General features: G+C 61.9%; 11 protein-coding genes. All 11 read left to right on the forward strand.

All coding sequences use genetic code 11. The annotated features are described in order from the left end of the window. Positions 1-202 precede the first annotated feature (202 nt). The gene (bamA, locus tag QQL76_RS14590; RefSeq protein WP_499208235.1) at positions 203-2,545 is read left to right on the forward strand and encodes an outer membrane protein assembly factor BamA; all 2,343 of its coding nucleotides are present in this window, start codon (positions 203-205) and stop codon (positions 2,543-2,545) included. 71 nt (positions 2,546-2,616) lie between these two features. After that, a complete protein-coding gene (gene lpxD, locus QQL76_RS14595) occupies positions 2,617-3,684 on the forward strand; it encodes a UDP-3-O-(3-hydroxymyristoyl)glucosamine N-acyltransferase (protein ID WP_499208236.1) in 1,068 nt (355 codons plus the stop codon). Next, positions 3,677-4,153 (forward strand): 3-hydroxyacyl-ACP dehydratase FabZ, encoded by a 477-nt coding sequence (gene fabZ, locus QQL76_RS14600; RefSeq protein WP_499208237.1) that lies wholly within the window; start codon positions 3,677-3,679, stop codon positions 4,151-4,153. The genes lpxD and fabZ overlap by 8 nt, the downstream gene beginning before the upstream one ends. Further along, on the forward strand, positions 4,150-4,959 hold the full coding sequence (gene lpxA / locus QQL76_RS14605) for an acyl-ACP--UDP-N-acetylglucosamine O-acyltransferase (protein ID WP_499208238.1): 810 nt from the start codon (positions 4,150-4,152) through the stop codon (positions 4,957-4,959). The genes fabZ and lpxA overlap by 4 nt, the downstream gene beginning before the upstream one ends. Positions 4,960-4,966: 7 nt before the next feature. Further along, on the forward strand, positions 4,967-5,833 hold the full coding sequence (locus QQL76_RS14610; RefSeq protein WP_499208239.1) for an LpxI family protein: 867 nt from the start codon (positions 4,967-4,969) through the stop codon (positions 5,831-5,833). Between the two features lie 14 nt (positions 5,834-5,847). Beyond that, positions 5,848-7,047, forward strand: coding sequence for a lipid-A-disaccharide synthase (gene lpxB / locus QQL76_RS14615; RefSeq protein ID WP_499208391.1), 1,200 nt, complete (start codon positions 5,848-5,850; stop codon positions 7,045-7,047). A 122-nt stretch (positions 7,048-7,169) separates the two neighbouring features. Further along, a complete protein-coding gene (gyrA, locus tag QQL76_RS14620; RefSeq protein WP_499208240.1) occupies positions 7,170-10,001 on the forward strand; it encodes a DNA gyrase subunit A in 2,832 nt (943 codons plus the stop codon). A 623-nt stretch (positions 10,002-10,624) separates the two neighbouring features. Beyond that, positions 10,625-11,131: a pantetheine-phosphate adenylyltransferase gene (gene coaD, locus QQL76_RS14625; RefSeq protein WP_499208241.1), complete on the forward strand. Its 507-nt coding sequence runs from the start codon at positions 10,625-10,627 to the stop codon at positions 11,129-11,131. A 19-nt stretch (positions 11,132-11,150) separates the two neighbouring features. Further along, positions 11,151-11,726: a peptidylprolyl isomerase gene (locus tag QQL76_RS14630; protein ID WP_499208242.1), complete on the forward strand. Its 576-nt coding sequence runs from the start codon at positions 11,151-11,153 to the stop codon at positions 11,724-11,726. A gap of 32 nt (positions 11,727-11,758) precedes the next feature. Continuing rightward, on the forward strand, positions 11,759-12,268 hold the full coding sequence (locus tag QQL76_RS14635) for a peptidylprolyl isomerase (protein WP_499208243.1): 510 nt from the start codon (positions 11,759-11,761) through the stop codon (positions 12,266-12,268). After that, positions 12,265-12,660, forward strand: a complete 396-nt coding sequence (locus QQL76_RS14640; protein WP_499208244.1) for a hypothetical protein — start codon at positions 12,265-12,267, stop codon at positions 12,658-12,660. The genes QQL76_RS14635 and QQL76_RS14640 overlap by 4 nt, the downstream gene beginning before the upstream one ends. Positions 12,661-12,662 lie beyond the last annotated feature (2 nt).

The raw sequence follows: 12,662 nt of genomic DNA on the forward strand, positions 1-12,662 counted from the left end.
GCTGCTATCCACCCGGAAATAAAGGGATTGTTTACGACGTTTGAAGGCTGGAGTGGCCTTTGGGCCACGCCTTGAAATGAAGTAAACAGAAATTAACCGCCAGCCTTGCTTGTAGGGCAAAAGCGGGTAAAAAACGACGGACTATTCGGAATCGGGGCATCCGTCTGGTGTGGTGGTTCGGGCAAAAAGGTTAGAGTTCATAATGAGAGCCGGTTCGAAGTTCATGGGTGCGGTGTCTGCCGTTGCCCTTGCCACGGGAATTGCATCCAGCGGAGCGGGTATTGCTTTCCTGAGTGCAACGACCGCCGCACAGGCGGCAGTCGTCAACAGCATCCAGGTGCAGGGCAACAGCCGCATCGATGCAGAGACCGTTCGCGGCAACATCACCATTCGCCCAGGTCAGGACTTCACGAACGCCGACATCGACGAATCCGTCCGTCGCCTGTTCGCCACCGGCCTGTTCTCCGACATCCGTATTGCCCAGCAGGGCGGTGCACTCGTCGTTACGGTTTCGGAAAACCAGATCCTCAACCAGGTGGTCTTCAACGGCAACAGCCGCATTCGCGACCGCCAGCTCGAGACGATCGTTCAGACCAAGCCGCTCGGACCGTACAGCGAGCCGCTCGTTCAGGCCGACATCCAGGCGATCCGCGATGCTTACGCCGCGATCGGCCGAAACGATGCCACGGTGACGACCAATACAGTCACACTCGCCGACGGCCGCATCAACCTCGCTTTCGAAGTCAACGAAGGCGACCGTACGCGCATCTCGACGATCAATTTTGTCGGCAACCAGGCCTTCAACGATGGTCGCTTGCGCGAAGTGATCACAACCAAGCGCTCGAACTTCCTGTCGTTCCTGACGCGCCGTGACGTTTACGCCGAAGACAAGCTGCGCGCGGACGAAGAACTGCTGCGCCGCTTCTATTACAACCGTGGCTATGCGGACTTCCAGGTCGTATCGTCCTTCGCCGAGCTCGATCCGGCAACCAATGAGTACACGGTCACGATCACAGTCCAGGAAGGCGAGCGTTACAACTTTGGCGCGGTCAACGTCGAAAGCTCCGTCGCGGACGTGAATACGGAAGAGCTTCAGGCGCTCGTTCAAAGCCGTTCCGGCGCGACCTACAGCGCGGAAGACGTCGAAGACACGATCGTTGCGATTTCCGAGCGCGTTGCCGATTCCGGCTTCCCGTTCGCTCAGGTGACGCCGCGCGGCGATCGCGATTTCGCAAACCGCACGATTTCGGTCAGCTACCTGATCGACCAGGGCCCGCGCGCTTATGTCGAGCGCATCGAAATCCGCGGCAACACCCGGACGCGTGACTACGTCATCCGCCGCGAATTCGATCTGTCGGAAGGCGATGCCTTCAACCAGGCCATGGTTCGCCGTGCACGTGAGCGTCTGCAGCGTCTTGGCTATTTCGGCTCGGTCGAAATCTCGACGGCGCCGGGCTCGCAGCCGGACCGCATCATCATCATCGTCGACGTTCAGGACCAGCCGACCGGCGAGTTCTCGATCGGTGCCGGTTACTCGACGGGCAGCGATGGCGGTGCATCGATCGAAGCGTCGGTAACGGAGCGCAACTTCCTCGGTCGTGGTCAGTTCATCCGCGTCGCTGCCGGCGGTGGCGAGAATTCGCGCAGCTACCGCGTCAGCTTCACCGAGCCTTATTTCCTCGGCTACCGTCTCGCCGCGGGCTTCGATGTGTTCCGCGTCGAAGACGACCGTCCAGACAACTACAGCTATGAGCAGACCGGTGTGACGCTGCGCGTGGCAGCACCGATCACCAACAATCTGACGGCTGGTCTGGCCTACAACTTCTCCGAAACCCGCTACACGGGAACAGACTCGTCGTTGTCGCTCGCCTATCAGCAGGGCATCGCCAGCAGCCCGTGGATCAAGTCGTCGATCTCGCCGACGCTGACCTTCAACACGCTGGATGACCGCCAGCTGCCACGTGATGGCATCTTCGCCGAAGCCGGCATGGAAGTCGCTGGCCTCGGTGGCGATGCGGAGTTCATCAAGTTCACGGGTCGGGCAAACTACTTCCAGCTGCTGTCTGAGTCTCAGGACATCATCGGCTCGGTCGCCGTTGGTGCGGGCCACATGGTTTCGCTCGGCGACAATGCGCGCGTGTTCGACCAGTTCCTGCAGGGCGGCGAGACCATTCGTGGTTTCGATGCGCGTGGCTTCGGTCCGCGGTCTGAGCTTCTGGCCGATGGAGATCGTGATGCGCTTGGCGGCACGACCTACTTCAACGCGTCCGCCGAAGCATCCATGCCGATGCCGGTCGTCCCGCGTGACTTCGGTCTTCGCGTCGCAGCCTTTGCCGATGCCGGTACGCTCTATGGGACTGATCTTGATCCGTCCGTCACCGTAGGTGGCGTCGGCTTTGACCAGACCTGGCGCGCCTCGGTTGGTGCATCGCTCATCTGGGCTTCTCCCTTCGGTCCGCTGCGTCTCGACTACGCCGTGCCGGTCGCCAAGGAAGAGTTCGATGATGTTCAGGAATTCCGCTTCGGCGCATCGTCGCGGTTCTAACCGCTTCTCGACGCGAGCACGCAATCCAAAGCCGGGCATGATGCCCGGCTCATTCATTCTGTAAGCTGCCGATGGATCGTCCACTTTTCTTCCCGCCGCATACCGGCATCCCGCTTGGGCAGCTCGCGGCGGAGATCGGCGCAGAATTGCACGATCCGCGGCTCTCGGACCGTCTGATCACGTCGGTCGCACCTCTTTCTCGCGCAGCCGTTCAGGATCTGACGTTTATCACGTCACGGCGTCATGCCGAGATGCTGGTCGGGTTGAAGGCCGGAGCCATCGTCTGCCACAAGGACATGGCGCCTTCCGTTCCGGATAACGTGGCCGCGCTGCTTGCGCCGGCACCCCAGTCTGCCTTTGCGCGCGCTGCAGCGCTGCTTTACCCCTCATCCATGCGTCCGCTGACGCTGACGAACGAAAGCGGCATTTCGCCCAAGGCTTTTGTGCATCCGGGTGCTCAACTTGAGCCGGGCGTGGTCGTGGATGTCAGCGCCGTCGTCGGCGATGGTGCTGAGATCGGCGCCGGTACCATCATCGGCGCTGCTGCCGTGATTGGGCCCGGCTGCAAGATCGGTCGCAACTGCTCCATCGGCCCCAACAGCACCGTGCAGTGCTCGTTTATCGGCAATGATGTGATCATCCATCCGGGCGCGCGGATCGGCCAGGACGGTTTTGGTTATGCACCGTCGCCCGCGGGCATGCTCAAGATCCCGCAGCTCGGCCGCGTCATCATCCAGGATCGCGTGGAAATCGGCGCGAACACGGCCGTCGACCGCGGCGCCATGGACGATACGGTGATCGGCGAGGGCACGAAGATCGATAATCTCGTCCAGGTTGGTCACAATGTCCGCATCGGTCGCCACTGCGTGATCGTCGGTCAGGTTGCGATCGCCGGCAGCGTGACGATCGGCGATCAGGTCATGATAGGCGGCGGCACCACCATCGCGGGACACCTTCAGATTGGCGCAGGCGCGCAGATTGCTGGTATGAGCGCCGTCGCCGCCGATGTACCCGGCGCGGCCCGCTGGGGCGGCATTCCAGCGCGACCCATGCGCGCCTTTCTGCGCGACATGGCCGAAATCCGCGCCCGCGCATTTAACAGAAGCTCGAAGAACGTAGGAGTTGAGCCGGATGAATGACCTGACCGGCACCGAGACCATGGATGAGCTCGATGTGCGGGCCATCATGCGTCTGCTGCCCCATCGCTATCCATTTCTGCTGATCGACCGCATCATCGGCATCGTGCGGGATGAGCGGGCGGTCGGCATCAAGAACGTGACGGCCAACGAGCCGCATTTCACCGGCCATTTTCCTGAAAATCCCATCATGCCTGGCGTTCTCATCGTCGAAGGCATGGCGCAGACTGCCGGCGCGATTTGCGCACGCCACCAGGCGAAAAGTTCGACGCTCGTTTACTTCATGACCATTGACAATGCCCGCTTCCGCAAGCCGGTTGTTCCTGGCGACCGGGTGGAGTATCACGTCGCCAAGATCAAACAGCGCGGCAATGTCTGGAAGTTCCACTGCGAAGCGCTCGTCGGCGGCGTCAAGGTGGCCGAAGCCGATATCGGTGCCATGCTTGCGCAGCAGGAAAGCGAGAACGAATGACCTCTGCCTCAGCGCGGGTTCACCCTTCCTCGGTCGTCGAGGAAGGCGCAGTCATTGGCGAGAATGTTTCGATTGGCCCTTTCTGCCATATCGGTCCGAATGTCGTGCTGGGCGATGATTGCCAGATCCTCAGTCACGTCGCGATAACCGGCTTCACTGTTCTCGGCAAAGGCTGCCGCGTATTTCCCGGCGCCATGCTGGGGTTCGAACCGCAAAACCTGGCCTATAAGGGCGAGCAGACGCGTCTCGAAATCGGCGAAGGCTGCACGATGCGCGAAGGCGTCACCATGCATCCCGGCATGCCGAACGCCGGTGGGCTGACCTCCGTCGGCAAGAACTGCCTGTTCCTCGCCTATAGCCACGTCGCCCATGACTGCCATGTCGGCGACAACGTCGTGCTCTCCAACAACGTCATGTTGGCCGGTCACGTGACGGTCGGCGACAGGGTCATCATCGGCGGCGGCGCTGCCGTTCACCAGTTTGCCCGCATCGGCCATCGGGCCTTCATCGGCGGTCTGTCGGCCGTCAATTTCGATGTCATTCCCTATGGCATGCTGAATGGCAATCCCGGCGTGCTCGGTGGCTTGAACATTATCGGCATGCAGCGTGCCGGCATGGACAAGGCGAGCATCCACGAGGTGCGCCGCGCTTTCCGTCATATCTTCCAGGGTCCGGGCTCCGTACGCCAGAACGCAGCGGAAGCACGTGCGCTCTATTCGAGCAACGAGACCGTCAGGCAGATCATCGACTTCATCGAGGCCGAGAGCGAACGCGCGCTGTCGTCGCCGGCCCGGGCTCATCGGTAGGCCTTCCATGGCGGCGGTCAGCCGAGAGCCGAGCAGGGGTCGCGTCGCGATCCTCGCCGGTGCCGGCAATCTGCCGACCCATGTTGCCCGCGCCATTCGTTCCGCGGGCGAAGATCCCTTCATCATTGCCTTGAGCGCAGAGGCCGATGGTGACTGGACCAGCTTTCAGCACGAACACATCGGCACTGGCGACTTCGCGGCCGTGGAGCGCATCGTCAGGGTCAACGGCATCGACCGACTGATCCTGTCGGGAAGCGTCAAGCGGCGCCCTGAATGGCGCGAGATCCGTCCGACCTGGAAGACGCTCGCGCGCATGCCGGGTGTCGTTCGAACGTTGTTGCGCGGCGGAGATGATCAGGTCCTGCGCATGGTTATTGCTTTGATCGAGAGCGCTGGTGCCCGTGTCATCGGCGCCCATGAAGTGGCGCCCGACCTGGTCGCAACTCTTGGTGCTCTGACTACGGTCGAGCCTGATGCCGCCAGCCGGCGCGACATCGCCGCGGGAAGGGAAGCTGCTTTGGCCCTCGGCCGGCTAGATCTGGGTCAAGCCGCAGTTGCAATTGGCGGTCGGGTCGTGGCGCTCGAGGGCGTCGAGGGCACCGACGAGATGCTCGCACGCGTCGCCGATCTGCGGTGCCGCGGCCGGCTTTCCACTTCGCGCAAAGGCGTACTGGTCAAATTCTGCAAGCCCGGTCAGGATGAACGCGCAGATCTGCCGACGATCGGTGCCGGCACGGTGAAAGGTCTCATCGAGGCTGGACTTGCCGGCGTTGCCGTGGAAGCGGGACGATCCTTGCTGCTGGAGCGCGAAGCCGCCATCTCGGCTGCCAATGAAGCTGGCATCTTCATCGCTGGCGTGACGCGGGAGGATTGATGATCGACCGGGCCATGACATCCCGCCGCGTCAAAGTCGCGATCATCGCCGGCGAGCCGTCCGGCGATCGCTTGGGCGCCGATTTGATCGCTGCCATGAAGATGCAGGCGGGTGACCGCTCGATCGAACTCGTCGGCATCGGCGGCGAGGAAATGCAAGGCGAGGGTCTGGTCTCGCTGTTCGACTACTCGGAGCTCTCCATCGTCGGGGTGAGCGCCGTCGTCGCGAAGCTGCCGAAACTTTTATGGCGCATCCGCCAAGCAGCCGATGCGATCGTCGAGGCCAAGCCCGACGTCCTGATCATCATCGACAGCCCGGATTTCACGCACCGCGTCGCCCGTCGCGTGAAGGCACGGCTGCCCGATCTGCCGGTCGTCGACTATGTGTGCCCGACCGTATGGGCATGGAAGCCGGAGCGCGCGCCGGCGATGCGCGGCTATATCGACCACGTGCTGTCGGTCTTTCCATTCGAGCCTCAGGTTGTCGCGGCTCTTGGTGGCCCACCGACCACCTATATCGGCCACCGATTGGTGTTCGACATGGGACTGCTGTCGGCGCGGGCCGAGCAGCTGGACCGCCGGCGCAAGCAGCAGCTGACCGGTCTCTGCATGCTGCTGCCCGGTTCGCGCAAGTCGGAACTGACGCGTCTGCTGCCCGTCTTCGCCGAGGCCGCAGCCGAGCTCTCTGCTTTGCGTCCGGGTGTGCGGTTTATCCTTCCGACGATTGCGCGCCACCAAGCATTCGTTGCCGAGCAGGTCGCGACCTGGCCGGTCAAGGTTGAGGTCGTCGTGGGTGAAGGCGCGAAATGGGGCGCTTTCGCTCAATCCGACGCCGCGCTTGCTGCCTCCGGCACCGTGCTTTTGGAACTGGCACTGGCCGGCGTTCCTTGCGTCTCGGCGTACAAGCTCGACCCTCTGGCCAAACTGCTGATCTCGAAGATCACCGGCTGGAGCGCCGCGCTGCCGAACCTCATCGCGGATTATCCCGTCATACGCGAGTTCTTCAACGATCAGGCCCGTGGCAACCGGCTGGCTCGCGAGACCTTGCGTCTGATGGATCACACGATCGAGCGCAAGGCCATGCTGGAGGGGTTCGATACCGTCCGCAGGGCCATGTCGGTGACCCGGACACCGGGCGAGCACGCAGCCGAAATCGTGCTCCGTTTCATCGATCGTCCAAACGTGACCGGCGAACCTCCCGCAATTGCGCATTGAATGCGCAATCCCTACATAAAGGCCGGGAAAAGCACCGTTCGAGAGCCCTCGAAATTGGCTTTGACCGCACCGTTTCGCTATAAACGGCAAGCCGAATCTGACCTTAGAGAACGTGATCCATTTTGACTGAGATAGTTCCCCCCGGCGGGCCGCAGGGCCCATCTGGCATAGAGCCGGTTTCGATCGTCGACGAGATGCAGCGCTCCTATCTCGATTACGCCATGAGCGTGATCGTGTCGCGCGCATTGCCCGACGTGCGCGACGGCCTGAAGCCGGTGCATCGGCGCATCCTCTATGCGATGCACGAGAGCGGTTATCACTGGAACAGGAAATACGTGAAGTCGTCGCGCATCGTCGGCGACGTCATGGGTAAATACCACCCGCACGGCGACAGCGCGATCTATGACGCCATGGTGCGCATGGCGCAGCCCTGGTCGCTGCGCGCGATGCTCATCGACGGGCAGGGCAATTTCGGTTCGATCGATGGCGATCCGCCGGCGGCCATGCGTTACACCGAAGCGCGGCTGGCGAAGCTCGCGCATGAGCTTCTTGAAGACATCGACAAGGACACGGTCGATTTCCAGGAAACCTACGACAGCTCCGGCTCCGAGCCGAAGGTGCTGCCGGCGCGGTTTCCGAACCTGCTGGCCAACGGCGCAGGCGGCATCGCCGTCGGCATGGCGACGAACATTCCACCGCACAATATCGGTGAACTGGTCGACGGCTGCATCGCGCTGATCGACGATCCGTCGCTCGATCTGATCCAGCTGATGGAGTTCATTCCTGGTCCGGATTTCCCGACGGGCGGCATCATCCTCGGACGCTCCGGCATTCGCAGTGCGTTCGAGACCGGCCGTGGCTCGGTCGTCATGCGCGGAAAGGTGCATATCGAACAGATCCGCGGCGACCGCGAAGCGATCATCATCACCGAAGTTCCCTATCAGGTGAACAAGGCTTCGATGATCGAAAAGATGGCCGAGCTGGTGCGCGACAAGCGCATCGAGGGCATCTCCGACCTGCGCGACGAATCTGACCGTCAGGGTTACCGCGTCGTGGTCGAGTTGAAGCGCGACGCCAACGCCGATGTGATCTTGAACCAGCTGTATCGCTACACGCCCCTGCAGACCTCCTTTGGCTGCAACATGGTGGCGCTGAACGGCGGCAAGCCGGAGCTGATGAACCTGATGGACATGCTGAGGGCGTTCATCGCCTTCCGCGAGACCGTCATCTCCCGGCGCACCAAGTTCCTGCTGCGCAAGGCACGCGATCGCGCGCATGTGCTCGTCGGCATGGCGATCGCCGTCGCCAATATCGATGAAGTCATCCACCTGATCCGCAACGCACCGGACCCGCAGGCTGCACGCGAGCAGCTGATGGAGCGCCGCTGGCCGGCCAAGGACGTTGCGCCGCTCATCCGGCTCATCGACGACCCGCGCCATCGCATCAACGAGGATGGCACCTACAATCTCTCCGAAGAGCAGGCGCGCGCCATTTTGGAGCTGCGTCTTCAGCGCCTCACCGCGCTTGGCCGTGAGGAAATCGACGACGAGCTGAACAAGATCGGCGAGGAGATCAAGGATTACCTCGATATCCTGTCGTCGCGCATTCGTATCCGCGAGATCATCAAGCAGGAACTGCGCGACGTCAAAGACGAGTTCGGCACGCCGCGGCGGACCGAGCTCGGCGATGGCGGCCCCGACATGGACGATGAGGACCTCATCGCCCGCGAAGATATGGTCGTTACCGTATCGCACTCCGGCTACATCAAGCGCGTGCCGCTTGCGACCTATCGGGCGCAGCGCCGCGGCGGCAAGGGCCGCTCCGGTATGTCGACGCGCGACGAGGATTTCGTCACGCGCCTCTTCGTCGCCAACACGCACACGCCGGTGCTGTTCTTCTCTTCGCGTGGCATCGTCTACAAGGAAAAGGTCTGGCGCCTGCCGATCGGCACGCCGCAGTCTCGCGGCAAGGCGCTGATCAACCTCCTTCCCATCGAGCATGGCGACCGCATCACTGCGATCATGCCGCTGCCCGAGGATGAGGAAAGCTGGGGCAATCTCGACGTGATGTTCTCCACCACGCGGGGAACGGTCCGTCGCAACAAGCTGTCGGATTTCGTCCAGGTGAACCGCAATGGCAAGATCGCCATGAAGTTCGACGACGAGAGCGATCAGATCCTGAACGTCGAGACCTGCACCGAGCATGACGACGTCGTTCTAACGACCGCGCTTGGGCAGTCGATCCGCTTCCCGACGACGGACGTGCGTGTCTTCGCAGGCCGCAATTCGATCGGCGTTCGCGGCATCTCGCTGGCTGACAGCGATCATGTGATCTCGATGGCGATCCTGTCGCATGTGGATGCCGACCCGGCCGAGCGCGCTGCCTTCCTGAAGCGGGCAACGGCGGAACGGCGCTCGGCGAACGGTGACGAGGAAGAAGTCACGCTGGTGGGAGAAGACGTCGTCGAAGCCGTCGATCTGAATAATGAGCGGTTCGAGGAGCTGAAGGCCCGCGAACAGTTCGTTCTGACCGTCAGCGCCAAGGGCTATGGCAAACTGTCATCGTCCTATGATTTCCGCATCTCCGGACGTGGCGGCAAGGGCATCCGGGCAACCGACATCGCCAAGATCGGCGAGATCGGCGAACTCGTGGCCTTCTTCCCGGTCGAGCGTGGCGATCAGATCATGCTGGTCTCCAATGGCGGCCAGTTGATCCGGGTACCCGTCAGCGGCATCCGCATCGCCAGCCGTGCGACCAAGGGCGTCACGATCTTCTCGACCTCGAAGGACGAGCGCGTGGTTTCGGTCGAGCGCATCAGCGAGCCGGAGCCGGGAGCCGTCGACGAAGTGCTCGAGGAGGCAGCCGAGGCGGATGCACTCGAGGAAATCGCGCGCGAGAGCGAAACCGACGACGAGAGCGGCAGCGGAGAAGAGACGGGCAGCAGCGAAGAATAAGCTGCTGTATCTGTCATCGGAATACAAAAAACCGGTCGCGGAGGGAACGCGACCGGTTTTTGATGTGTCCTTGTCGGGGCAGGGAAACCCAAACTTCGGACTGGAGGTCAGTCAGTCGTTTTGCCCTGGGGCAAAGTCTAAAAGCGGCGCGTGGTCCGCGCTCTTGCTCTTGCTTGTTTTGCTTCCCGTCTCATCTGCGACAGCATTGCCGCCACATCTGTGATCAACACGCACGCAATAAAAGCGGCAAAAATGGTTAGGGTCGTCAGCATGGCGTGCTCTTTTAAGCTTGAGCTCAATAGTATTGGTGACGAACCGGGTTACGCACAGACTTGGACTGCCGGTTTTCGCTGCTGAGCGCCACTGCTGTGGCAACTGTCATAGCGATGAACATGACGATAGCGAGGATCAGAAGAGGCATGGTTCCAGTCTCCGTTATGCCCAGTGAACGCAGGCGTCCAAAAAAGGTTTCATTCGATACTTGGATTTTAAGCAGTGTATCGCTGAGCCAGACTTGAACGGGCCATTCATTTCGCGTTCATCGGCCACTGGAGGTCGAGGCGCCGTTGCTTGCGCGACGACCGATGGCGTGACACAAGGCACCCCAAGCCAGGGAACCACCAATGACCACTGCCTTCTATCCTGGGTCCTTCGACCCATTGACCAACGGCCATCTCGATGTGCTGCTACAGGCATTGTCACTCGGCGAAAAACTGGTCGTCGGCATTGGTATCCACCCGGGCAAGAAGCCGCTCTTCAGTTTCGAAGAACGCGCCGATCTCATTCGCGCGTCCCTGAAGGAAGTCCTGCCGGACGCTTTGTCCCGCGTCACGGTCGTCGATTTTGGAAATCTCGTTGTGGATGCGGCGCGTGAGAATGGCGCATCGATCCTGATCCGCGGCCTGCGCGATGGGACCGACTTCGACTACGAGATGCAGATGGCCGGCATGAACCGCCAGATGGCGCCCGATATCCAGACTGTGTTTCTGCCGGCCGGCGCTTCGTCCCGGCCGATTACGGCCACATTGGTGCGCCAGATCGCTTCGATGGGTGGCGATGTCAGTGCTTTCGTTCCGGGTTCGGTTCGATCGGCTTTGGCTGCGCGTTTCCCTGCCCAAGACCGAAATTGACACAATTGGAGATTGCCTGATGAAATTCGTGCTGGCCGCGACAACCGCACTTATGTTGGGAGGCCTTTCGGCCATTGCACAGGAAAGCGGCGCACAAGAGGCCGCCGGCGATCTCGTCATCGAATTGAAGGATGGCGTCGTGCGCGTCGACCTGCTCGACGACGTGGCGCCGCAGCACACGCAGCGCCTGCGCGACCTCGCCACTGCCGGCGAATACGACAACGTCGCTTTTCACCGCGTGATCGACGGCTTCATGGCCCAGACGGGCGATGTGGAGTTCGGTGACCTGACCGATGGCTATATGGCGCCTCGCGCCGGCACCGGCGGCTCCGACCTACCGAACCTTCCCGCTGAGTTTTCCGATGTGCCTTTCGAGCGTGGCGTTGTCGGCATGGCGCGTTCGCAGGACCCGAACTCGGCCAATTCGCAGTTCTTCATCATGTTCGACGAAGGCTCGTTCCTGAACGGCCAGTACACGGTCGTCGGCCGCGTGACGGAAGGCATGGACTATGTGGACGCGATCAAGAAGGGTGATCAGGCAGCCAACGGCTCCGTCGATAGCCCGGACCGTATGATCAGCGTGCGCGTCGAATAATCAGCGTCACAGATCAAAAACAGGAGAGACCCATGGCCGAGATCAAGGATCCGGAAAACGCACTCGTGATGGAAACGACCAAGGGCAGGGTCGTGATCGAACTCTTGCCGGACCTCGCGCCCGAGCACGTCAAGCGCATCAAGGAGCTTGCCCGCGAGACTGCTTATGACGGCGTCGTCTTCCACCGGGTCATCGATGGCTTCATGGCACAGACCGGCGACGTGAAATTCGGAAAGAGCGGCGGCAAGGACTTCAACCCGGGCCGTGCCGGCATGGGTGGTTCCGACAAGCCGGACCTGAAGGCGGAATTCTCGAACGTCAGCCATGTGCGCGGCACCTGCTCGATGGCCCGCTCGCAGAGCCCGAATTCGGCCAACTCGCAATTCTTCATCTGCCTGGCCGATGCTCCTTGGCTCAACAAGCAGTATTCCGTCTGGGGTCAGGTGCTGGAAGGCATGGATGTCATCGACCTGATCAAGAAGGGCGAGCCCGTTCGCGACCCCGACCAGATCGTTTCGCTGCGGGTTGCCGCAGACGCATGATGCTTCCGCGCTTCGCTCTCCTGGTCCTCGCATTCTCGGCGATGGCGCCGGCCGCCCACGCGACCGGCACGATCACCTGCGCCGATCAGGACGACCGCGTGGCGCTGGAGCTTTCGATCGGCTCCTTGCCGGTCCTCAAGGTGGTCGGCGGCTCCATTGCCGTCGACGACCGGATGATTTCGATCGGCGATGAGGGCGCGGACGCATTCGCCGTCGGCCAGGCCTTCCGCGCTGACGGGCGGCTGATGGTGGATTTCACCGACACGAATATCGAGGCCGTGACGGCGCGATTGCGCCTCGAAGAGACTGGAGAGTCACGCGATTTCGTGACGGCCGGGACGTTCCAGCTTGTCGGTACGGGTGCCTACGCCGTGACCTGCGTCGGACCTTGATC

It is taken from the genome of Rhizobium albus (genome assembly GCA_030160035.1).
GTDB classification, from domain to species: Bacteria; Pseudomonadota; Alphaproteobacteria; order Rhizobiales; family Rhizobiaceae; genus Georhizobium; species Georhizobium albus.

Bases quoted from the DNA above. Each gene is read 5' to 3' on its own strand.
- QQL76_RS14640 (WP_499208244.1), top strand. From the start codon at position 12,265: ATGATGCTTCCGCGCTTCGCTCTCCTGGTCCTCGCATTCTCGGCGATG.
- lpxD (WP_499208236.1), top strand. From the start codon at position 2,617: ATGGATCGTCCACTTTTCTTCCCGCCGCATACCGGCATCCCGCTTGGG.
- QQL76_RS14630 (WP_499208242.1), top strand. From the start codon at position 11,151: ATGAAATTCGTGCTGGCCGCGACAACCGCACTTATGTTGGGAGGCCTT.
- bamA (WP_499208235.1), top strand. From the start codon at position 203: ATGAGAGCCGGTTCGAAGTTCATGGGTGCGGTGTCTGCCGTTGCCCTT.
- coaD (WP_499208241.1), top strand. From the start codon at position 10,625: ATGACCACTGCCTTCTATCCTGGGTCCTTCGACCCATTGACCAACGGC.
- lpxB (WP_499208391.1), top strand. From the start codon at position 5,848: ATGACATCCCGCCGCGTCAAAGTCGCGATCATCGCCGGCGAGCCGTCC.
- QQL76_RS14635 (WP_499208243.1), top strand. From the start codon at position 11,759: ATGGCCGAGATCAAGGATCCGGAAAACGCACTCGTGATGGAAACGACC.
- lpxA (WP_499208238.1), top strand. From the start codon at position 4,150: ATGACCTCTGCCTCAGCGCGGGTTCACCCTTCCTCGGTCGTCGAGGAA.
- QQL76_RS14610 (WP_499208239.1), top strand. From the start codon at position 4,967: ATGGCGGCGGTCAGCCGAGAGCCGAGCAGGGGTCGCGTCGCGATCCTC.
- fabZ (WP_499208237.1), top strand. From the start codon at position 3,677: ATGAATGACCTGACCGGCACCGAGACCATGGATGAGCTCGATGTGCGG.